General features: G+C 42.1%; 21 protein-coding genes. 12 read left to right on the plus strand and 9 right to left on the minus strand.

Going from position 1 to position 22,714, the window contains the following annotated elements:
- The 6 genes from HZA08_02380 to HZA08_02405 all read right to left on the minus strand — a co-directional run.
- A partial coding sequence (locus HZA08_02380) for a tandem-95 repeat protein (protein ID MBI5192271.1) occupies positions 1-2,767 on the minus strand: 2,767 nt, incomplete at its 3' end.
- 428 nt (positions 2,768-3,195) lie between these two features.
- A complete protein-coding gene (locus tag HZA08_02385) occupies positions 3,196-4,551 on the minus strand; it encodes a hypothetical protein (protein ID MBI5192272.1) in 1,356 nt (451 codons plus the stop codon).
- Positions 4,552-4,597: 46 nt separating this feature from the next.
- On the minus strand, positions 4,598-5,296 hold the full coding sequence (locus HZA08_02390) for a hypothetical protein (GenBank protein MBI5192273.1): 699 nt from the start codon (positions 5,294-5,296) through the stop codon (positions 4,598-4,600).
- A gap of 293 nt (positions 5,297-5,589) precedes the next feature.
- A complete protein-coding gene (locus HZA08_02395) occupies positions 5,590-6,858 on the minus strand; it encodes an ATP-binding protein (protein MBI5192274.1) in 1,269 nt (422 codons plus the stop codon).
- A gap of 92 nt (positions 6,859-6,950) precedes the next feature.
- The gene (locus HZA08_02400; protein MBI5192275.1) at positions 6,951-7,358 is read right to left on the minus strand and encodes a HEPN domain-containing protein; all 408 of its coding nucleotides are present in this window, start codon (positions 7,356-7,358) and stop codon (positions 6,951-6,953) included.
- Complete coding sequence (locus tag HZA08_02405) at positions 7,355-7,684, minus strand: nucleotidyltransferase domain-containing protein (protein MBI5192276.1); 330 nt, start codon at positions 7,682-7,684, stop codon at positions 7,355-7,357. Before HZA08_02405 ends, HZA08_02400 begins: the two co-directional genes overlap by 4 nt.
- 192 nt (positions 7,685-7,876) lie before the next feature.
- Here HZA08_02405 and HZA08_02410 point away from each other — a divergent pair, with 192 nt between their 5' ends.
- From HZA08_02410 to HZA08_02445, 8 genes are all read left to right on the plus strand, one after another.
- Positions 7,877-8,872 (plus strand): ROK family protein, encoded by a 996-nt coding sequence (locus tag HZA08_02410; GenBank protein ID MBI5192277.1) that lies wholly within the window; start codon positions 7,877-7,879, stop codon positions 8,870-8,872.
- A 131-nt stretch (positions 8,873-9,003) separates the two neighbouring features.
- Complete coding sequence (locus HZA08_02415; protein ID MBI5192278.1) at positions 9,004-9,813, plus strand: ABC-2 family transporter protein; 810 nt, start codon at positions 9,004-9,006, stop codon at positions 9,811-9,813.
- Positions 9,806-10,615 carry an ABC-2 family transporter protein gene (locus HZA08_02420; GenBank protein MBI5192279.1) on the plus strand — a complete coding sequence of 270 codons (810 nt, stop codon included), beginning with the start codon at positions 9,806-9,808 and terminating at the stop codon, positions 10,613-10,615. The genes HZA08_02415 and HZA08_02420 overlap by 8 nt, the downstream gene beginning before the upstream one ends.
- Positions 10,616-10,837: 222 nt before the next feature.
- Positions 10,838-11,815 carry an ABC transporter ATP-binding protein gene (locus HZA08_02425; protein MBI5192280.1) on the plus strand — a complete coding sequence of 326 codons (978 nt, stop codon included), beginning with the start codon at positions 10,838-10,840 and terminating at the stop codon, positions 11,813-11,815.
- Between the two features lie 105 nt (positions 11,816-11,920).
- The gene (locus HZA08_02430) at positions 11,921-12,199 is read left to right on the plus strand and encodes a UPF0175 family protein (GenBank protein ID MBI5192281.1); all 279 of its coding nucleotides are present in this window, start codon (positions 11,921-11,923) and stop codon (positions 12,197-12,199) included.
- Positions 12,193-12,672: a DUF3368 domain-containing protein gene (locus tag HZA08_02435; GenBank protein MBI5192282.1), complete on the plus strand. Its 480-nt coding sequence runs from the start codon at positions 12,193-12,195 to the stop codon at positions 12,670-12,672. Before HZA08_02430 ends, HZA08_02435 begins: the two co-directional genes overlap by 7 nt.
- 136 nt (positions 12,673-12,808) lie before the next feature.
- Positions 12,809-13,342, plus strand: coding sequence for an ATP-binding cassette domain-containing protein (locus HZA08_02440; GenBank protein ID MBI5192283.1), 534 nt, complete (start codon positions 12,809-12,811; stop codon positions 13,340-13,342).
- A gap of 340 nt (positions 13,343-13,682) precedes the next feature.
- Positions 13,683-14,204: a PEP-CTERM sorting domain-containing protein gene (locus tag HZA08_02445; GenBank protein ID MBI5192284.1), complete on the plus strand. Its 522-nt coding sequence runs from the start codon at positions 13,683-13,685 to the stop codon at positions 14,202-14,204.
- 251 nt (positions 14,205-14,455) lie between these two features.
- Here HZA08_02445 and pyrF read toward each other — a convergent pair whose 3' ends face one another.
- Positions 14,456-15,160, minus strand: a complete 705-nt coding sequence (pyrF, locus tag HZA08_02450) for an orotidine-5'-phosphate decarboxylase (protein MBI5192285.1) — start codon at positions 15,158-15,160, stop codon at positions 14,456-14,458.
- Positions 15,161-15,232: 72 nt separating this feature from the next.
- Between pyrF and HZA08_02455 the strand changes: the two genes are divergently transcribed.
- The 3 genes from HZA08_02455 to HZA08_02465 all read left to right on the plus strand — a co-directional run bounded on the left by HZA08_02455 (position 15,233) and on the right by HZA08_02465 (position 17,283).
- Positions 15,233-16,066: a kinase/pyrophosphorylase gene (locus HZA08_02455; GenBank protein MBI5192286.1), complete on the plus strand. Its 834-nt coding sequence runs from the start codon at positions 15,233-15,235 to the stop codon at positions 16,064-16,066.
- A gap of 85 nt (positions 16,067-16,151) precedes the next feature.
- Positions 16,152-16,619 carry a hypothetical protein gene (locus HZA08_02460; protein ID MBI5192287.1) on the plus strand — a complete coding sequence of 156 codons (468 nt, stop codon included), beginning with the start codon at positions 16,152-16,154 and terminating at the stop codon, positions 16,617-16,619.
- 493 nt (positions 16,620-17,112) lie between these two features.
- Positions 17,113-17,283 carry a type II toxin-antitoxin system HicA family toxin gene (locus HZA08_02465; protein MBI5192288.1) on the plus strand — a complete coding sequence of 57 codons (171 nt, stop codon included), beginning with the start codon at positions 17,113-17,115 and terminating at the stop codon, positions 17,281-17,283.
- Between the two features lie 140 nt (positions 17,284-17,423).
- Here HZA08_02465 and HZA08_02470 read toward each other — a convergent pair whose 3' ends face one another.
- Positions 17,424-18,698, minus strand: coding sequence for a hypothetical protein (locus tag HZA08_02470; GenBank protein ID MBI5192289.1), 1,275 nt, complete (start codon positions 18,696-18,698; stop codon positions 17,424-17,426).
- Positions 18,688-22,434 carry a hypothetical protein gene (locus tag HZA08_02475; protein ID MBI5192290.1) on the minus strand — a complete coding sequence of 1,249 codons (3,747 nt, stop codon included), beginning with the start codon at positions 22,432-22,434 and terminating at the stop codon, positions 18,688-18,690. The genes HZA08_02470 and HZA08_02475 overlap by 11 nt, the downstream gene beginning before the upstream one ends.
- Positions 22,435-22,498: 64 nt before the next feature.
- Here HZA08_02475 and HZA08_02480 point away from each other — a divergent pair, with 64 nt between their 5' ends.
- A complete protein-coding gene (locus tag HZA08_02480; GenBank protein ID MBI5192291.1) occupies positions 22,499-22,642 on the plus strand; it encodes a hypothetical protein in 144 nt (47 codons plus the stop codon).
- The last annotated feature ends 72 nt before the right edge of the window (positions 22,643-22,714 follow it).

The following is a 22,714-nucleotide window of genomic DNA, read 5'->3' on the forward strand; positions in this document are numbered from 1 at the left end:
AGTCAAACACCCTGGTTGATGTATTGAATGTTGCACCTGTCGGTACTCCGGTTGCTGAGTAGGTAACTGCATCACCATCAGGGTCGCTCCCACTTATTGTAAAGTTAAGATTAACATTCTCATTTACTGCCTTAGCGCCTATAGCATTTAACACAGGGGCTTGGTTCACATTATTTACTGTTATAGTCACTACCTCACTTGCACTCAATGAACCGTCACTCACAGTGAATGTCACATTGTAACTGCCGGACTGACTGTAAGTTGGTGTCCAGTCGAACACCCTTGTGGATGTATTAAATGTTGCACCTGTCGGTAAACCCGTTGCCGAATAAGTCAAAGGGTCTGCATCAGGGTCACTGCCGCTCACTGTAAAATTAAGATTACTCCCCTCATTTATACCCTTTGCACCAATTGCATTTAATACCGGTGAGCGGTTTACATTATTAACGGTTATGGTTACTACCTCGCTTCCATTCAATGAACCGTCGCTAACAGTGAATGTCACATTGTAACTGCCGGATTGAGTGTATGTCGGTGTCCAGTCAAATACCCTTGTTGATGTATTGAATGTAGCACCTGTTGGTAAGCCTGCTGCCGAGTAGGTAACTGCATCACCATCAGGGTCACTGCCGCTTATTGTAAAGTTCAGATTAGCCGCCTCATTAACATTCTTTGCCCCAATCACATTTAATACAGGTGCACGATTCACATTATTTACCGTTATGGTCACTACCTCGCTTGCACTCAATAAACCGTCGCTCACTGTAAATGTCACATTATAACTGCCTGACTGGCTGTATGTCGGTGTCCAGTCAAACACCTGTGTGGATGTATTAAATGTTGCACCTGAAGGTAAACCCGTTGCTGAGTAGGTAATCGGGTCTCCATCAGGGTCACTGCCGCTTATTGTAAAATTAAGATTGCCTCCCTCATTTACGCTCTTTGCACCGATCGTGTTTAATACCGGCGGCTGATTTACATTATTGACCGTCACTGTCACTGTAGAGGCAGTGCTGTTAATAGTCCCGTCATTAACAATCAACTGAAAGGTTAAAATGGTTGCAGTGGTTACAGCAGGCGCTGTAAACGTCGGCATTACAGCAGTGGAACTAGAGAGCGTAACTGCGGTTCCGCCTATCTGCGTCCAGATGTAACTTATTGAATCCCCGTTCGGGTCAGTGCTTGCAGACCCATTTAAGGTAACGAGTGTATTTTCATTAACTGATTGAGGTGTCCCTGCATTTGCCGTTGGAGGAGAATTCAGGACTGTAAAAGTCTGGGAATTACTATTCCACCCCCCGACAGTTGCAGACGCAGAATAGTTACCGGCTATCTTTCCATTCGGCACCGTAAAATTAATGGAAGTGTTTGCCCAACTTGTGGTAGATGCCGCTGTCCCGCCGAAATTAAATGTATCTGTTGTTACCCCAAAATTATTACCGGTTGCTGTAATAGTATTCCCAACATATCCTGATGTTAGGCTCAGCCCCGTAATCCCAGGCTGATTTGCCAATTGACCATAGAGATCAAATGTTGTTGGAATTGTACCCTGCCCCCACGCTGTTAAGAAACCACTGCCTAATGCCCCAATAGCAGGATTTTGTTTATTATTAAGCGTTCCTGAAGCAATGGGATAACCGGCAGTAGAAAGGATAGCGCCAGCAGACGATATACCTGTCCCATAAATCTCTCCGTATGCTGCACCGCTCCTCATATCCTGCCAGGCTGCAAAGAAATTTATACCATCGTGCACTACCCTTGGATTCTTTTGATCATTCGCAGCAGTAGAGATCGGAAAATTAGCACCATTAAGGACACCGGCAGTTGTTATGAGCTGTCCATATATATCATTATTGGCAGCACCATTCCTCGCATCCTGCCAGGAAACCAACCAGCCGGTACTGCCTGCTAAATTTGAAAATGCAACTGAAGGGTAGCGATTTAACGTTGCTGCCGTATTTGCAATAGTAATAGGTGCGGCCGCTGTCCCTCCTGTTGTAATAGTAGCGCCCATAATATCGCCATTAGCAGTATCTGTTATATAAGATTCATACGAAACAAAATAATTGCCGGCACCGCTTGAAAAACTAATGGAAGGCAAACCGCATGGAGCTGTACAACCTGTTGCGTGAACAGTCCATGTAGTGATGGTATAGGCGGTTACAGCACCTCCCCCACCTGGAACACTCACTACACGAACTTGTGTACCGCTGCGAACGTATGCAACAAAGAAGTTGGTACCATCTGATGCCACGGAAGGCGCTTCTTCCCTTCTCGTTGTACCGGCCACAATTACACCACCTGTGCCTACAGCCGTAACAGTAGCTGTAGAACCTACTAAATTTACATAGGCGCCATAAACATCATTCAACCCGGTGGAGTTTTGATAAGCCACCATAAACTTGTATGTTGCACCAGTACTGCTATATGCAACCGAAGGCATTGTCTGGTCGCCGGCAGCATTTGAAATAACAAAAGGTACATTAACCGCACCGCCGCTGGAATTTAGAAAAATCCCGTAAATATCAATACCGGTTCCAGTCCCCGAAGTACCGCTTTGATATACAACAAGATAGTTTGTACCATCAGAGGCTATTGCAGGCTTATCCTGGTCAGTGGCTGCTGTTGTAATTGCAAGGGGCACCCCAACTGTAGCAGCGTTGGCCTTGCCATAAGGAAGGAATAAAAATACAGATAAACATAAAATGAGGCAAACCTTAACGAAGGCATGACTGAAGCTACTCAGGTATCCGCTGATTGAATTCATACTGTCTGTTTAATCACCCTTTGAAATTGAAAAATGCTTGATGCACATTTACGACTATAGCCTATTGTAACGATTAAAATATATACTTCAAAATCCATGCCTGAAATATCAGAATGATTAAAAAGGGTGGAAAACCAACAATATTCAGGGTTACTTAATTAGCTTTATCAAGAAAATTACTGAGTTAGAAAAGTAATCCTGACACAGAGGCACAAAGCAAAAATATAATAAAATAAAAATGGACGGTAATTTAATACGCATATTGTAGATAAAGGTTACATTGTTTTGAGACAGCAACAATAATTTTCTCATTACTACTTGAATTTATTATATAATTTCTATATGTATATTTTGGTTACATGTTGGTTTATTATATGGGTTTCTTATATTCAATTTTATATTCAATTTCTCAAACTTCATATATTTAATTAATAATTAACACCAATGGTATGTTTTACGGCATAAATCTGTCCGGACACCATGTCCGGTACCGCAAATAAAACTAACGCACCTCCTTGCCAATCCATAACTATTTCAGGAAAAGATGCCGGAGATGTACTATTCCCATCAATACGCATTGGAGTTTTCCATCCTGAATCCCAGTCAAATTGATGTGAAAATATATGAGGAATCCCATCAACCAACTTAGAATAGACAGCAGTTGCACGGTTTAAACTATCAAATATTATTCTTGGATTATCCGAATTACTACCGTCTGTCACATCAATTACAACCGGTTCGCTCCATGTATCAGAACTGTTTGTATAGGCTGATGAATATACATGAGATAACCCATTAATATCTTGTACAAATAAAACAGAGGCATTATGGTTAATGTCGTACGCTATACTAACATCCTTGCCTGAAGAAATGCCGATCTCTTTTGCCTCCTTCCATCCATTGTAATACCTTTTTACATACAACTTGTTACCGGCCCCTTCTGAAAATGCCGCCATAAGATTCCCGAACCCATCTGCCCGCATTACTGCCTCATAAAAATTATGATAATCTGAATCAATCTGTTCAGGAACTAATCCCCATGAGGTACCGTTATACCTTATGGCAAAAAGGTGCAAAGTAGATGACTTTAATTGATAAAACAACACCATGAATTGGCCGCTTTCAAGAAAACATATTTTAGGAGAATAGACAGGCCCTGTCCCTGCACTTATTTCTTTAGGAGTATCCCAATCAAGACTGGAACCATTATATTTACTTGCATAGAGTTTCCCTCCCTGAGTAAACACTGCCATTGCATTTCCTGATGAATCAAAGGCAATACGAGGCTCTCCGGACTTCTTGCCGTTATCTATGCTTAATAAAGTAACATTATCCTCCCATCCGGCACCTTTTGTATATCGTCTGGCATAAACCCTGTCTTTTATCCCATTACCCTGAGTAAAGGTTATAAATGCAGACCCTGAATCGGAAATGTCCCATGCTGCAAAAGGTTCTCTTGCATCACCTTTTTCCACCCCTGAATCAACAGGTAAATCTTCACCCCAGCCGGTTTCAGGGTTATAGACTTTTGCAAAAATCCTGTCTATCCCCTTTGCCTCATCCCATATTGAATAAACCATTATCGCTGTTCCATTTTTATCCATGGAAATATGATATGAATTGAAACCAGTACCGGTTGTTATTTCTACCGGTTTACTCCATGAAGGATTATCTTCCCCACTGCCGCCAGTATTGTCCGAAGGGATAGGTTTGTTGCATCCCAATCCCACATAGAGCAAGGAAAAAAACATGATAAGTATGATAAGATGGATAAACAACCTCACTTGAATTGAACTCTCTTTTTGAGGGTTTAATCCTGTTTCAGCTAATCTATCTTTGGAGTGAATCATAATTTAGAAGAGAGTCTTTGAGTAATTTTTCATAAGCACCGGCAGCAGCAGGCTGACTGCCCTTTTTGACCTTACGACTCAGAGTCTTTGCATTACCTTCAATCGGCTTTTCAAAGGATAATTCAACCCGAATCCGGTTATAAATCCTGACTTCACGCTTCACAGGATTATATTGAACCGGATAAAAGATTATCTGCTTAACGTGCTGGTCACGCATATAACCGGTAAATCCCTCTGTTGCAAGTTGACCTGGATAAAAGACATCAGCCTGATATGTCTCTAAATCAATAACATGAGGCGAAGTCCTCTTTATACGCAATAAATACGGTGAAATATCATGATCAAGATGTATTGTCTTATAATCAGAACCGGCAGACTTAATAGTGACGGTACCCTCTTCCGGCACCCCTATTAATGTCCCCCTGAGTGGAAGTTCCGGCTTTCCCTCTTCTTTGGTATACCCATACTCACCTAATACAACTTCATCGTATATTGTTTCTCCGACCTTTTTTTGTACTATTCTATATTCAGGGATAGTCAGTTCAATAGTAACCTCTTTCCTGTCAGAATGGACAAGGCGAATATCTGAGTCTGATGACCATGCTGATTTTGAAAGTATGAGAAATTGTAAGCTGAATAAGAAAAATATTAAAACAACAACCTTTTGTCCATGTTTCACCAAAAACACCCCTCGCATCAGTCAAATATATAATCCCTAAATACTTATATTCACAATTCGTGCCAGATTTAACATATCAATATATAAGAGTCAACAACATAACAAAGAACTGTTTATTTTGCTTTGGCAATTATAAAGTTAAATCTTGTAATTGCCGCATGTATATCCCCCGTTTACTTTCATCGAAATTATTTGAGGCATTAAAATATTTTCCAGCGGTTTTGGTTTCAGGCCCGAGACAGTCAGTGAAAACTGGAATCTACTGCAGGTTAACTATTATAATTTGGTATTTCTTACTCTAAAACATACTTTTCAGAGTTCAATAAAAATTTCCATAGCGGAACAATAACAACATCGCCGAAATCAGCAGCTACTTCTCTTTCAATACTCTTTGATACGAGCAGAACTTTTTTAGTCTTGGGGAAACGGCGTAGAAAGAGTTTTATGCCGGAGAATCGTTTATCTTTCCAGTCAAAATCTGTTATGTACTTCGCTTCTATAGGCAGGGGGGCCGCCACAGTACCGGCAACAAAATCAACCTCCATCTCACTTTCCGCATAATAGCCGCAAGAAATATTGTTTCGCTTCAGTTCCATATAAACAGCATTCTCTGCCCTGCTCCCCTCGTCTCCGGAGCCGGTTAAAATACTCCTGACCCCATTGTCCCAGAGGTAGAACTTCTTTTGAGCATACACCCTTTCTGAATATGACGTTGTCCATTTCTCCATAGATACAAGAAGAAATGCAGCCTCAAGATAACTCACATATTCCTTTACCGTGTCAACGGAAAGCCCCAATACCTTGGATAGTTTGTTAAAACTGGTGCGTGAGCCTACCGATGCACCTATCAATCGCAGCAGGTCTTTCAGAACATAGTGTTTCTTGATAGGATATAACCTTATAAGGTCTCTCGCAATGATGTCTTCAAGCAGATTACTCATATATTCTATGGAAGGATTCAAGACTTGCTCAGGATACCCGCCTGTTGCAAGATACTCCTCTGCAAGCCGTTCAAATTTATAGTCCTCCGACTTATGCGGCATCGCCTCCCTGAACAAGATGAACTCTCTGAATGAAAGGGTATATACTGTCGTGACAATCTGTCTTCCAGTGAGCTTCCCTCCCTGTCTTGTTATAAGGGAAGAGGTGGAACCGGTGCAAAATATCTTGAGATTCTCAACATCATATAACGATTTTAACTCTGTCTCCCATTCAGCGCTTTCCTGAATCTCATCAAGGAAGAGATAAAGCTTCCTGTTACGCTCGTGCATGAAGATTTTCCGTACATTTTTCAGGTGTTCTGAGATCCGGACTCCGGAAAGTGCCGGATGGTCAAGTGCAAGGTAAAAAATATCCTTTTCAGAAACATTGTCTTTAAGGAGGGCATTGATGAATTGTTTAAGGATGATAGTCTTGCCTGTACGCCGGCTTCCGACAAATATCTCGACCTGCTTACGTTTAAGATACGAGGGAAGCCGATGAAGATAGGCGGCACGCTCTTTCCCGCAATCGAACTCTTTTCCTTCCCACCATGGGTTCAGTGTATAATAGATGGACTCCATGGCACGATATTACTTCAAATCGAAGATATTGTCAAAAAGTTTCGATTACAGTCGAAGGTTTAATGATTCGCCGGTTCAGCTATCCTGTAGGATTATTCACATTTATACTTTTCAATAAAATCTTTTATACATACCAGGAAATCTTTTGCCATGTTAACATATTCACTTGCATCTTCAGCCGTTTGTTCAACAAATTCTTTATAATCACTCTCTTGTCTGGCATCAAACGCCTTATGCAGTATCTGTGAATAGTGCTTATCAATCTTTCCTGTGTGAATAAACTCTTTATCAAAGATGGAAATAACTCCTGCATGTTTTGATGTTTTTACATTAATCTCAACTAACAGAAATAAAGATAATATTGAATAAAACATGGAGTAGTAAGCCCTGTTTATAATAGACCTCGGGCTAAGATTTTCTTCTAACATCCTTTCAGCATCAGAAAGGGTCTCCTCAGCCTGTTTCAGGCGATATGCGAAGAGGGTTTGTTTATCAGTCATACAACAACACCTTCCTTAATAATATTCTTTACTATCGGAGAAGATCTTAATGGTGTATTCTCAATTTCATTTCTTGTAAAGATAAGAGGTGATAGCACAATGTAGTTTTCAAAACCAACCTCCCATACAATCTCACCTATCTTGTTTCTCAATTCCTTATCAATAGATTCGGATTCGCATTCAACCTCCAAAAAAACATCCATATCCGATAATTCATCATTATCCCCTCTTGCCCTTGAGCCAAAAACCCTGAAATCAACCAATCGGACAACTGTGCTTAATCTATCTTTAAGGCTTTTTGCCACTTCATAGTCCTTAGTTCTCATTGAACCTCCATTTTCCAGCAAGGAAATATGGTTAAAGACACTGGATATTTTCTCATACCCAAACAGTGATGCTAAGATAACAAATCAGGATTCTTTTGTAAATGTAAACGGAACAATTTCCTTATCTTGATTGTCTTCAGCTTGTTGACTTCAAGTAGCCTGACAGGTTAATATTTTCATTGTCTTATTGGGATGAATACAAATCGGGATAACAGGGGGTGGGCAATCGAATCAATCATCGGAGTAGACCTCGGCGGTTCGACAATACGTCTTGGTGCAGTAACAAAGGATGGGAAACTGGGGCACTTCACAAAGATTGATGTCCCTGCCGACCGCGATAAAAACGCTATAGTATCCTTCATCGTTAACAGTATTAAAGATATTCTGCTCACTGAAGAACAGAGCGGTAACAGGGTATTGGCTGCTGGTATTGGTTCACCTGGAATTATAAATACGGATAAGGGTATTATTGTAACATCCCCAAACTTCCCCGGATGGAAAAATGTTCCATTAAAAAAGCTGATAGAGAAATATATAAAAATCCCGGTCTTCATAAATAATGACGCCAACAGCGCTGCTTATGGGGAGAAGTGGATTGGGGCCGGCAGGCGAGTATCAAGCATGATTTGCCTTACACTGGGAACCGGTATAGGCGGAGGGATTATAATTGACCATAAGGTGTGGCATGGGGCGCAGGGCATGGGAGGTGAGCTTGGACATATCACTGTAAATCCCGAAGGCCCTCTATGCAATTGCGGAAATTACGGGTGCCTTGAGAGCTACTCATCTGCAACCGGCATGGTAAGGAGTGCAATGGGATTAATAAACGCGGGCAAAAGGACAAAGCTGTTAAAACTATCCCGCTCGAAAAAGGGAAATATAACCGCAAAGATGATATACGACGCTGCAAAAGAGGGAGACAGCCTTTCTATTAACATCCTCAGAGAAGCAGGAAAATATCTCGGTATAGCAATAGCCGGCTTTATCAATATCCTTAACCCTGAGATGGTTGTCCTTACAGGTGAAGTTACAGGTGCTTATGAATTCTTCTTCCCTGCATTAAGAGAAGAGGTTGAGAAAAGGGCTTACACTGCCATTATCAGGCATACCAAGATAGTCAGGGGAAGGCTCAAAGGAACCGCCGGAACAATCGGGGCATCGGGACTGGCTTGGGATAAGCTAATATGAAATGGAACCTTCATGATCATTCGGCTCACAATGGAGGATGAAAATATGGTTCCATAATTTTGTCATTCCCGAAGTTTTTTATCGGGAATCTATTTTAAAATAAACTATATCCCCGATAGAAACATTCGGGGATGACAGAAACGAATTTTCGAGTGAAAAAATATCTGACCCTATTCAACATCAACTGGCAAAACTCTTTACAGTACCGGTTTTCACTTGTAATCTACATCTTTGGTTATTCACTATATATCTGGGTGCTGCTCTACCTCTGGTCTACTATTTACAGTCAGGGTCAGCATGTCGGCAATTACTCGCTCTCAGAACTTACGACATATTACCTGCTCCAGCTTATGATCAATTCAGTAATATTCTCTTACGTAAGCTGGGACATCATTGATAATATCAAAGACGGTTACTTCTCGAACTTCCTGATAAAACCGCTTGATTACTATGTATACTGGTTTACTGTAAATCTTTCCGGAAAATTACTTGAGGCGGTCTTTGTAATTATTGCCGTAGGTTTCATCTCTTTTGTATTTCCGGGTTATTTTTCATTTCCTGCATATCTGACCACATTGATATATTTCCTTATCTCAGTCATTCTGGGCATCATCCTTGCCTTTGAGATGGATTTCTGCATAGGCATGATCACATTCTGGCTGACACAGGTGCGTACCTTTAAATATATGCTCCAGACGATTATCCTGTTTTTTGCAGGGGCAATGCTGCCGCTTGACCTCTTCCCTGCCTTCCTGATCAGGGTATCAGAGTTTCTCCCCTTCAGATACCTTGTGTATATCCCAATAAAAATCTATCTCGGGAAGATAGATAATCCCTGGCCTACTTATGCTGTATTATCCGCATGGATACTGATATTCTTCATCATTTCAAGAGTACTGCTTATGAGAGGCATAAAGAGATATGAGGCGGTCGGTGCCTGAGTTCATTAAAAAACTAAAGCGATACATCAGACTCTACCGGGTATTCCTTTTACAGAACCTCAAGGGTGATATGGTTTACCGCTCCAACTTTATTACACTGGTGATAATGGACATCGGCTTTGTAAGTATAAGCGTAATCCTGTTTAAGATCATCTTTGGCCATGTAAACAATATTGCAGGATGGACATTCCATCAGTCTGTTATCCTGATCGGAAGTGTCGGACTGATAAGGGAGATGGCCTACCTCACATTCAGGAGGGGCTTCCTTGAGCTTGGGAATCATATCAGGACAGGGACATTCGACATGTTTATGGTAAAACCGATCGCCCCCAATATACACCTTGCATTCAGGCACATCTCACTCTCAGAGAGCTTCGGTGAGGCGCTGATGGGATTTATACTCGTAACCTACGGGATTATGCATCTGGATAACTTCCACTGGATAACCATACCTCTCTACATCATATTTCTTTTTAATTCCCTGTTTATATATTACGGTTTCAGCCTTCTGATTAACAGCGTGGTATTCTGGGTTATAAAAACTCAGGAGTTGAATACTATCATATACTTTTTCATGGAAACCTCACGCTATCCCGGAGACATCTTCAGGGGTGCCGGAAAGATAATATTCACGTTCATTATCCCAATCGGGATTATCGCAACAGTCCCTGCATCTATACTGACAGGCCGCATAGGATGGAGGTTTGCATTAGTCTCTCTCCTGATAGGTGTAACATTTTTGAGTGTGGGGCTGCTTGTCTGGAGAAAGAGTATTGAGCATTATTCAAGTGCAAGCGGGTGAGGCAGTGAACAGTAAGCTGTGAGCAGTGAGCAGAAGTTAGAAGTAAGATACGGACGAAACATTCATGAGCGGGGCGATCGCAAAGGAGAATGAAAAAGGGATCAGGATGACACAACCCCACCCTCACCCGGACCCTCTCCCTGAGGGAGAGGGTGCTAAGTTTATTCCCTCCCCTTCAAGGGGAGGGTCAGGGTGGGGATGGGGTTATTTTCGGGCAAACATATGCCAACATCAATTCACGTAAAAGATCTTGCAAAAACGTTTGAGTATTTCAGGAAGGAAGAGGGGCTTGTCGGTTCTCTTAAGAGTCTTTTCTGGAGGGAGAAACTCTATAATGATGCACTGAAGAAGGTATCGTTTGAGGCAGAGGATGGGGAACTGATAGGTTTTCTCGGCCCGAATGGTGCCGGAAAGACTACCACCCTGAAGATATTGTCCGGCATACTCTATCCTACCTCGGGTGATGCAACGGTTTTAGGACATGTGCCGTGGAAGAGAGAGCCTGAGTACCAGAAATCATTTTCAATTGTAATGGGACAGAAGAACCAGTTGTGGTGGGACCTGCCTGCACAGGAGTCATTTGCACTCAATAAAGAGATATATGACATCCCCACTGCAACGTATAGATATAACTTAGATGAACTGACAGAGCTGTTTGACATAAAGGATATTATAGATGTACCTGTAAGAAAGCTCTCCATGGGACAACGGATGAAATGCGAACTTGCAGCCGCCCTGCTCCATTCACCCAGAGTCCTGTTTCTTGATGAACCGACTATCGGCCTTGATATTATCTCGCAGGAAAAGATAAGGACATACATCAAAGAGTACAACAAAATCAAGAAGACCACTGTTCTGCTCACAAGCCATTACATGCGTGACGTAGAACGGCTATGTAACCGTGTAATCGTTATAAACCACGGGAGCATTATATATGACGGGTCTTTCGATGACCTGATGAGTCACTATGGAGACCACAAGATAATAAGGCTACGATTCTCACGCGAGTACAATGAAGGCAGCCTCAGCAAATATGGCGAAATAGTAGAACAGACGAGTCATACCGTAGTCTTAAAAACAAGCAAAGACAACATCGCCAAATCCACCGCCACAATCCTCAGCGAACTCCCTGTAGAAGACCTCTCCGTTGAAGAGGTAGAGATTGAGGATATTATAAGGAAGATTTTTACGCAGGGATGATTTTATTAATTCTTCTGTTTTGGTGGTTCCCTTTATAGTTGTACAACCAAAAAAATCCTGATAATATATGCTGCAATAAAAGAAGGCTATGAGGGGGGGAAGAAAATGTTATGGGAAGTAGAAGAATTAAAAAAACTCAGTGAAATCCAGCCGGACATTATAGAAGACGCACTTAAAGATTTATGGGAGAGAAGGCCTGCCTTACACAAATCTGTAGTCATAAATGCTTATATTGATGGAAAGATAAACCTTGGCAAGGCAGCAGAGCTTCTTGCAATATCAAGGATAGAACTTGAACTTGAGTTAAAGGGAAAAGGAATACCTGTCAGACATCTGACTGCTGAGGACGTTGCTGCCGAAGTCGAGGCAATAAAAGAATGGTGAATGCCATAGTTGATAACACCGTGCTTACAAACTTTGCCTTAATGAAACGTGAAGATATTCTGATGAGGGTATTCGATGGTCTTCTATATACAACCAACGAGGTATTGCAAGAGTATGAGAACGGTGAGAAAAGAGGAGTTCTCCCCAATATAGACTGGAACTGGCTACGGGTCTTAAATATTGAATCTGATAAAGAACGGCCTGTTTACGAAAGATTTGCTCAACGACTTGGCTCAGGAGAGTCTGCCTGTTTAAGTCATGCGGTTATCAAACACATGAAGATACTAACGGATGATTTGGAAACAAGAAGTTGCGCGCAGCGGCTCGGTATTTCCGTTTCAGGCACAATAGGAGTGCTTATTCTCGCTGTGAAGAAAGGAATCATTTCATTGGAAGCAGGTAATAAACTCCTCCTTGATATGATTCAAAATGGGTATTACTCACCGTATAATTCACTTGATAAATTGCTTTGATTTCCCCGCATTAGAAGACTTAGCTGTCGAAGAAGTAGGTATAGATGATGTTATAAGAAAAATATGAATTTAATCTGATAAAGAAAATCTTTTATACAAAAGACTGTGAAAAAAAGAAAGGTATTTTAATAATATAATGCGAGAGGTGACACCTGTAAGAAAGCTCTCAATGGGACAACGGATGAAATGCGAACTTGCAGCCGCCCTCCTCCACTCACCCAGAGTCCTGTTTCTTGATGAACCGACTATCGGCCTTGATATTATCTCGCAGGAAAAGATAAGGACATACATCAAAGAGTACAACAAGATCAAGAATACAACCGTACTCCTCACAAGCCATTACATGCGGGACGTGGAGAGGTTATGCAACCGTGTAATCGTTATAAACCACGGGAGCATTATATACGATGGGTCTTTCGATGACCTGATGAGTCATTACGGAGACCACAAGATAATAAGGCTCCGATTCTCACGCGAATACAATGAAGGCAGCCTCAGCAAATACGGCGAGATAGTAGAACAGACCATCCACACCGTAGTCCTGAAAACCAGCAAAGACAACATCGCCAAATCCACCGCCACCATCCTCAGCGAACTCCCTGTAGAAGACCTCTCCGTTGAAGAGGTAGGGATTGAGGATATTATAAGGAAGATATTTACGCAGGGGTGATTGGTTTTCCAGTAATAGAGCCTCGAAGTGTAAAGAAAACTGTCAGGACTGTAAAGAAACATGTCACTTATGTTTTAAAAAATATATCCTATTGAAATAACACATTATTTTCAACGTCATCTTTAATTTCATCCTTTTCTAACCTCCCCAAAGTGACAGGAAATTTTACACTATCAAGGTTGGCATAAGCATCCTCTTTTTTGAAAAACTCCTTAATTTCAATATGTTACGATATTGGCATATTATTTGCATAACTATTTATGTCAAATGGTATGAACTATAATAGTAACTCTGAACTTATTTTTTTTGTTAAAAATAAAAAAGAAAGGAGGTGAAAAGGATGAAAAAAATGATTTTTTTATGTTTGATCACAATCACTTTGTTTTTTACACAAGTGGGACAATCTCAGGCTCTTACTATGCTTGGTATTGACCCGCCCGCGAGCTTGCTTGTTGTTCGCGGTGGAATGGAATGGGCATATGCAGGGCCATGTGCTCCTGTTGTCCCAAGTTGCGGAGTTGTATCTCTGCATCATGGTTTTGCTATTCCTACGGTTACTCAATGGACAGCCAGTTTCTCCAGTCTTTCTGATTTCTTAACTGCTTTCAATATTCCTGGTGGACCTGTCCCGAATGCAGCGCCATATTTTAATACAGGGTATGATCATATTGATATAGGTGATGCAGCAGCAGGCTATATTTGGGGATCTCCATTTGCCCCTGATTTATATCATAGTTCAGATCCGGTAGCTGAAGCTTTTCTCGTGAGAGGCGGACATCCGGTACCGGAACCGGCATCATTACTGCTTGTTGGATTCGGTTTAGCAGGAGTTGCCTACTTTAGACGTAAAAAAGCGGCTTAATGTAATTACCACATCTATGCAAGAGCATCGGCTGTTTCTGAATAGGAACAGCCGATTGTGGTACCTAAAAGTAAACTTTATTTAAGAGCCGCCAATATTCAAATTTATACCCATAAAACCTATCTGATTCCTTCAAAACCTTCGGTAAATTTAAAAAAGACCAATATGAGGACTGTAACGCATTTGCATCGCCTGTGTAGTTCCTAATCAGGCAATGCATGACGGGAAAATACTACACAAATGGGAAATATTTAAGAAGAGGTAATTTCACCCTGTATCATCCTTACTGCTTCAACAGGGTCTTCGGCATCTCTTATAGGACGGCCGACCACTATATAGTCAGCCCCTTTTTGGGCGGCGTCATGCGGTGTTACAATTCTGCTCTGGTCATCCCCTTTTACAAGTGACCACAGGGGGCGTACACCCGGGACAACAGTGATAAAATCTTTACCGAATAATTCCTTTATCCGTGACACTTCATGGCCTGAACAGACTATTCCTGAACATCCTGCATCCTTCACCATCTTTGCCCTGTGAAGGACGAGGTCAAGCATGGAGATGTTTTCTCTAATAAGCAGTGTGTCTTTCATCTCTTTTTCACCGAGGCTTGTAAGTACAGTAACGCCGAGAATCTTTGTATTGGGAGATACGCTCTTTGCAGCAGCGGATAACATATTCAAACCATCACAACTATGCACAGTGACAAATTCAACATCTTTAATGTATGAACTCTGGAGTGCACGACGTACGGTCTCAGGTATGTCGTGAAATTTCAGGTCAAGAAAGATTGACCTGCCTCCTGCGTCCAATACCGCCCTGATGGCATCCGGCCCTGCATTTACAAACAGCTCAAGCCCAATCTTAAATACCTTCACATGGTCTTTTAAAAGTTCAACATGCTTTAGTGCCTCTTTAAGGTCAGGTACATCTAATGGAAATATAATCTCAGTTGACATGCGAAATAATATAGCATAATCTCCCTGATGATTGCTATGCCTTTTCACTTATACTATAATTAGCCCATGTCCATGTCAGATGAATTAAAAAAGGCTGAGTATTATATATATGTCATCTCTGATGCTACAGGCGAGACAGCAGAGACGGTTACGCTTGCGGCGTTATCCCAGTTTAAGAAAAAGGATGTAATCATATCAAGGACAGGTCATGTAAGGTCTGATGACCATATAAGAAGTCTGGTTAAAGAGGCCGCAGAGGTAAGAGGGCTTATAGTGCACACACTGGTTTCTGACCGGCTGAGAAGGGTGCTTATAGAAGAGGCACACAGATACCAGCTCCTGACGATTGACATAATAGGCCCGCTCCTTGAGACACTCTCCTTATATCTCGGTAAATCCCCTCAGTCAAAACCGGGTCTGCTTCACAAGGTAGATGAGTTATACTTCAAACGCATTGAGGCAATAGACTTTACTGTAAAACATGACGACGGTCAGAACAGCCGTACAATAGTGGATGCTGATATTGTATTGCTCGGCGTCTCAAGAACAACAAAGACACCTCTGAGTATTTATCTTGCCAAAGAGGGGTGGAGGGTTGCAAACGTCCCGATAGTCCTTGATATTCCTCCACCACAGGAACTATTTTTTATGGACCAGAGAAAGATAGTCGGGCTTGTAATAGACCCGGAAAAGTTGTCCAGCATCAGGAAGGCAAGACTGAGACATCTTGGACAGGAGATGTCTTCTTATGGCGATTTAGAGTATATTGCACAGGAATTGGATTACTGTAAAAACCTGCTCAGGAAAAACAGATGGCCCTTCGTCAGCGTAACCAACAGGGCAGTAGAAGAGGTAGCAGTAGATATAATCGCACTCACAGTCGGGAAAGACAGGCGGGTGGAGTAATACTAAATGAGCATGAACTCAAAGGGTATCAGCCCCTTTTATCCAGGTCAGCCGGTACCCGTAGAATTATTTACAGGGCGTCAGGATGAAATCACCGGCGTACGAGCCGTCACTTACAGATAAAACCCGTAATTTTCTATCAAAATATATAGGCGAGCAGGAGCTGTTTGGAGTTCGCATAAACCTTAGCGAGTTAAAAGCTGATGCGCCTAACATTTCTCAAGGCTATCTTCCCTTTTTACACAACCTTATGGATCGTCTTAAAGGTGACGGTATTAAGGGACTAATGCTGATCCTTGATGAGATAAATGGTATTACTTCAAACCCTAAGTTTTCTCACTTTATCAAAGGTCTGGTTGACGAAAATGCTTTAAGTAAAAAACCGTTGCCGATAATGCTTATGTTGTGCGGGGTTGAGGAGCGTAGAAGAGAGATGATGCAGCACCATCAACCGGTGGAACGTATCTTTGATGTAGTTGAGATCAATCCAATGAATGAATCTGAAATGAGGGATTTCTTCAATAAGGCTTTTAATAAGTCCTGTCTGCCTTAAAAAGCGAAGACTATCGTTCAATTATCTCATAGGAAAGGGGGCAGATTTATTTTCCACTTTGTGTGACCTGTGACAAGAGATAATGAGGTCAAATACATTTATGAAGTGGTTGTGATAAAATGGTTACGTAAAAATAAAAGGAGGTGAAATTTTGCGGAAATAGTTTAACAGGTCGGATTTATTACTCTTTATTACAACTCAGAGCCAAGATTGATGAAGGTATGAAAGACATCCGGGAAGGTCGGGTTATTTCTATAGATAAACTAATAGCCCGGAGAAAGGCCGCAGGTGGGAAAATATAATATCCTTTTTTCAGATAAAGCGGAAAAAGATTTAGATGTCCTGTCAGATGAAGCTCCATACTAATGAAGATGCCTTAATAAAAAAATGGTTAGAGGAAAAAGCAGGGTGACCCTGAATTGCTTTGTAAGAAATGATAGGAAACGAGGGACTCCAATTATTAGTTCCGTATAAAATATACAAAGACGCTGATATGACTAAAATAGATAAACTTCTTACGAAAATTTTAAACGGAACATCTGATGCCAATATCCAATTTGACGGGTTATGCCAATTACTCACAAATTTAGGGTTTGATGAGCGTATCAAGGGGAGCCATCATATATTTACAAAAGAGGGTATAGAGGAAATATTGAACTTGTAGCCCAACGGCACAAAGGCCAAAGCATATCAGGTGAAGCAGGTTCGTAAAGGGGCGGTTAATGTTTGCATAACTGTGCTGAATTTGTGTTAATTTTACCCAACACTTCAATTCCACCCCTCAGACGTGACAATCAGCTAAACTTAGAATTTTGCAGAAGTACGAAGTGATATGCGGTTGGCACTGTAATCAGTTCCAGTCTCCTTATCATACGAGAAAGAGACGTTCCATTTTTTGCTGAGGTATAGATAGCCTGATGCCCCGTATATTATTGTTTTATTGGTCAGACTGCTGAGTTCGTATTTATTCTGTATGTAGGACCCTGTTAATATCAGTTGCAGCCACTCATTGGTCAGGCGGGACAGTTCAATGTTGTAGGATGTGTTTTTTGAAGTATAGCTGTCTGTGAAAACAGAGTATACGTTCATGTTGACACCGGATTGAAGGAGGTTATCGCCGGAAAGGCCGAGACGGTAATTGTCGGAGTTTTTAAGATTGGTCTGAATGCCGGGGTAATACATGGTTTGACGTTCTGCCCTGCCGAAAACAGAGTATCTTTCATGGATGCGATATGTCACACTTGCATAGTATGCCTGCTGGCGGCTGTTGTTCACATCAAATTCCATTGACCTGAAATAATGAAATGTACGGAACTGATTATAGCCTACGGTGATGCTCTTCTTATAGTCCGGCCTGTAAGACAGTTCAATAATTCCATTGGTCAGTTGCAGTTTTTTTGTCTCTTGTTTACGGTCTGCTGTTAAAGTGCTGTATAACATTAACTCTCTGACAGGAAACCATGATACCTGCCCATATAAATACTCACGGTCTGTACGGCCTTTGAAGCCGTTATATGTCATGGCAAGAGATGTTGACAGGAGCGGCTGCCTGTAGAACAGGTATGCCCCCATTGACGTGAAGTCAGAGTCAAACTTGTCGTTATAAGGGTTCGGTCTGATACCGCCAAAGAACCCGATCCCACGGTCTGTTTTTGCAGTAATAATGTTGATGCCGTCAACCCGTTCAACAGACAGTTCCTCAGGCCATAGCCGTCCGGCAGACAGATGATACTTTTGCGCGGTGTATGCAATATTCAGTGTGTCTATACGCTCATTTTTTGAAGAACTTTTAAAGTCGTGAGAACTAAGGTTACTCCTTAACCTGCCGTCAAAATGCACTGATACGGTACCTTCCTTATTGATTTTACTCGTATCCATACGTAAGTGGGTGGTGAGGAGATTCAGGTCATTAACAGTACCCGTATCATTTGCAAAGAAATCCTCCATTGAAAACAGACCGTGTGTTTCTGCGGAATGGGAATAGTCAGTTAAAATGAATATCAGAAGGATTGCAAATACTGCCGCCTTTAAGAAGTTTGATAAGTTGATAGTGTTTATGTTTAACCCTTTATCTTCCATTGGGGTGACAGTTCAGGCATTGGCTGTTGGTGTAATTTTTATTATGCTGATTCCCATGACATGTTCTGCACCCACCGCTGTTTTTATAAGCCCCGGCCGGATGACATGCCGCACAATCGGTCGGATTTGTTCCCTTGTGATTCAGCGGGAAGGTAGTTGTCGGATGAGTGAATGACCACGCAGTAGTAGACTTATGGCAGTTCTCGCAGGTAGTCCAGCTATTAGTTGCATGATTAGCCGGTTTCGCAGGTGTGCTGTAACTTGCATGACAGACTGAGCAGCCGGTAATTGAAGCCGAATGAGTGAACGTCCATGCAGTAGTAGACTTATGGCAGTTCTCACAGATTGTCCACTTATTAGTAGAATGGTTTGCAGGCCTGGCAGGCGTGCTGTAAGTTGAGTGACAGAGCGAACAGCCGGTGCTTGAAGTCGTATGTGAGAATGTCCATGCAGTAGTAGATTTATGACAACTCTCACAAGTTGTCCAGTTATTAGTGGTATGGCTCGCAGGCTTTGCAGGCTTACTGTAACTTGAGTGACATGCATTGCATCCGGTTGTTGAGGAGGTATGCGTAAACGCCCATGCTGTTTTGGAGGTATGACAGGATTCACATGTAGTCCAGTTGTAGGTAGTATGGCCTGCCGGTTTAGCAGGTTTACTGTAACTTGCATGGCAGGTATTACAGCCGGTTGTTGATGCCGGATGTGTAAATGACCATGAGGCTGTTGACTTATGGCAATTTTCGCAGGTAGACCAGTTGTTATTTGTATGTGTTGCGGGCTTAGCAGGCTTACTGTAATTGGTATGGCAAAGGGAGCAATTGACTGCTGATGATGAATGTGCGAATGTCCATGAGGAGGCGGTTTTATGGCAGTCTTCACAGGTAGTCCAATTGTTTGTGGTGTGGGTTGCCGGTTTTGCAGGTGTACTGTAATTTGTATGACAGGAGTTACACCCTGTTGATGATGCAGGATGAGAGAAAGCCCATGATGCGTTAGATTTATGGCAGTTCTCACAGGTCGTCCAGTTATATGTAGAGTGAGTTGCCGGTTTAACAGGCTTACTGTAATTCGTATGGCAGGCAGAACACCCGTAAGCCGCAGAGGGGTGTGTGAATGTCCATGCAGCCGTGGTTTTATGACAGTCTTCGCAAGTAGTCCAATTATTTGTTGAGTGATTAACCGGTTTTACAGGATAGCTTGAATTCTGGTGACAGCTTGCACAATCAGAAGATTTTGCAACGTGTGTAAATGTCCATGAGGCTGTTGATTTATGGCAATTCTCACAGGTTGTCCAGTTATTCGTGATATGACTCACCGGCTTCAAAGGACTGCTGTATGTCAGATGACAGCTCGAGCAGTTGGAGCTTGTAACAGGATGCGAAAAATTCCACGAAGGATATTTATGACAGTTCTCGCATATTGTCCATGAATTAGTCGTGTGCTTTGCAGGCTTCTGTGGATTACTGTAACCTGAATGACAGACAGTGCATCCTGTTGTGGATGTAGTGTGTTTTCGGGATGACCATGCAACTGTTGATGTATGGCATGTCTCGCAGGTATTAGAATATGTCGCAGGATTTGCAGTATGACTCAGCGGCCTCGTGTTCAGATGACAGTTTGAGCAGTTGGAACTTGTTGCAATGTGCTTAAAACTCCATACTGTAAATGAGACATTATGACACTGACTGCAATCCTGACTGTATCCCCTCACTATATGGTTCGGAGCAGAGTAGTATGTCGGCAGATGACAGTTGACGCAGACAGAAGATGTGCCCCTGTACCGGCGGTTCTTGTGGCAATCCTGACACTCTGCATTTCTATGTTTGCCCATGAGAGGGAAGCCGGTTTCATTATGCCTGAATTCCTTTGACTGCCATGAATTCTGACTGTGGCATTTGGAGCACTCAACACTGCCGAACTGATTCAGGTGAGGGTCAGTATGACACTGATTGCAATTCCGGTTTACTGTTTTATAATTGTCCTTCGTCTTATGACAGTTAGCACAGGGTACGTCATTGTGCAGACCTCTAAGTTCAAACCCGGTTCTCTTTTTATGGTCAAACTTCCTCGGCTGCCAGTCAAACTGCGTATGACATGAATTGCACTCCTCCTTAAACTCTCCCTTATGAATATCCTTATGACAGTCTATACATTTCTCTGCCTTTGATTTATACCGCTTCTCCTTGTGACACTTTTCACATTCAGTATCCTTGTGTTTGCCGACCAAAGGGAATCTCGTCTGGAGATTGTGATTCAAAACCTGTTTTTTCCAGTCTGCTGTTGTGTGACACTTCTGACATGATTTACCGAGTTCTTCCTTATGAACATCATCTTTTATATGACAACTGCTGCACTCAGTCTCCAGCGGCTTGTATTTCCCATCTTTATGGCACCTTGCACAGTCTACCTTCAGGTGTTTCCCATCTAACTTATACCCCTTGTATGCCGGTGCATTATGGTCAAACAGAACAGACTGCCACGACTTTGTTGTGTGGCAAGACTCACAGGTCTTCTCAGCAAACTGATTTTTGTGCGGGTCATTATGACAGTCCGCTGAATTGCAGGTCTTGTAATTTAGCGGCTTATAGCGCCCCTTTGTATGACACTTTGCACAATCTACCTTATGATGTTTCCCGTCGAGCTTGTATCCCTTATATTCCGTTGCATTGTGATCGAATGATGTTGACTGCCAGCTTTTTGTTGTATGGCATGACTCGCATGTTTTTTGAGCAAACTGTTTTTTGTGCGGGTCATTATGACAGTCCGCTGAATTGCAGGTCTTGTAATTGAGCGGCTTGTAGCGTCCCTTTGTGTGGCACTTCTGACAATCAACCTTCAGATGTTTTCCATCAAGCTTATATCCCTTATAATCAGGAGCATTATGATCAAAGAGTACAGACTGCCATGCCTTTGTCGTATGGCAAGACTCACAGGTCTTTTCAGCAAACTGTTTTGTATGCGGGTCTTTATGACAGTCTGCGGAGTTGCAGGATTTATAATTAAGCGGCTTGAATCGCCCTTTGATATGGCACTTCTGGCAATCCACCTTCAGGTGTTTTCCATCTAACTTATACCCCTTATATTCCGGTGCATCGTGGTCAAACAGAACAGACTTCCACCCCTTTGTAGTATGGCAAGACTCGCAGGTCTTTCCTGTAAACTGTTTTTTATGCGGGTCTGCATGACAATCTGCTGAGTTGCAGGTCTTGTAATTCAACGGCTTGAAACGGCCTTTTGTGTGGCACTTCTCGCATTTTACTTCAAGGTGTTTATCAGTGAGCAGATACTTTGAATTTATATTGTGATTGAATTTTTTTGTATCTTTCCAGCCCTTGAAGTTATGACACTTACTGCAGTCCTTATCCAATTGCCCTTTGTGAATATCCTTATGGCAGGATAGGCAATCCTGAGCAAGACCTGTGTAAACACCGCTCTTTTTATGGCATTTGTTACAGCTTGTTGCAGCATGTTTATCTAATAAGGGGTAATCCGTGAGGTCATGGTCAAATTTCTTTTCAGCAAGGGCGATCATCTTATAACTTCTACCCTTGTGGTCGCTGTGACAGGTTATGCAGGCATCGGTATATTTGGCATGTACTCCCTGCTTACTCTTAATCTTTTGTGCAAGCTTATCGTGGCAGTCAAGGCAATTGCCGTCAGGTACTCCACCTCGTAACCTATGGCATTTTGTACAGTTTGTAATACCCTCGTATTTTGCATGAGGACTTGCCAATTTACCCGGACTGATAAGGGAATCAATACTATCCTGAGCAGATGCAAAAGAAGGAATTAAGAATATGGCTAAAAATATAAATAGCCAAAGGCTAACAAAGGATGTTGAGAATGAGTGGGACAAGAATGTCCCACCTATCCTTGATATATATTTGGGTAGGCGGGGTTTTCTTACCCCGCCGGAGTTATTTTCAGATGAACTCCCATGAACCGAGGGTTCACAAAGGGGCATGAAAATCAGCGGGACAGGAATGTCCCGCCTATCCTCGTAGAAATGGATA

The sequence above is a fragment of the Nitrospirota bacterium genome (assembly GCA_016212215.1).
Taxonomy (GTDB): domain Bacteria; phylum Nitrospirota; class 9FT-COMBO-42-15; order HDB-SIOI813; family HDB-SIOI813; genus JACRGV01.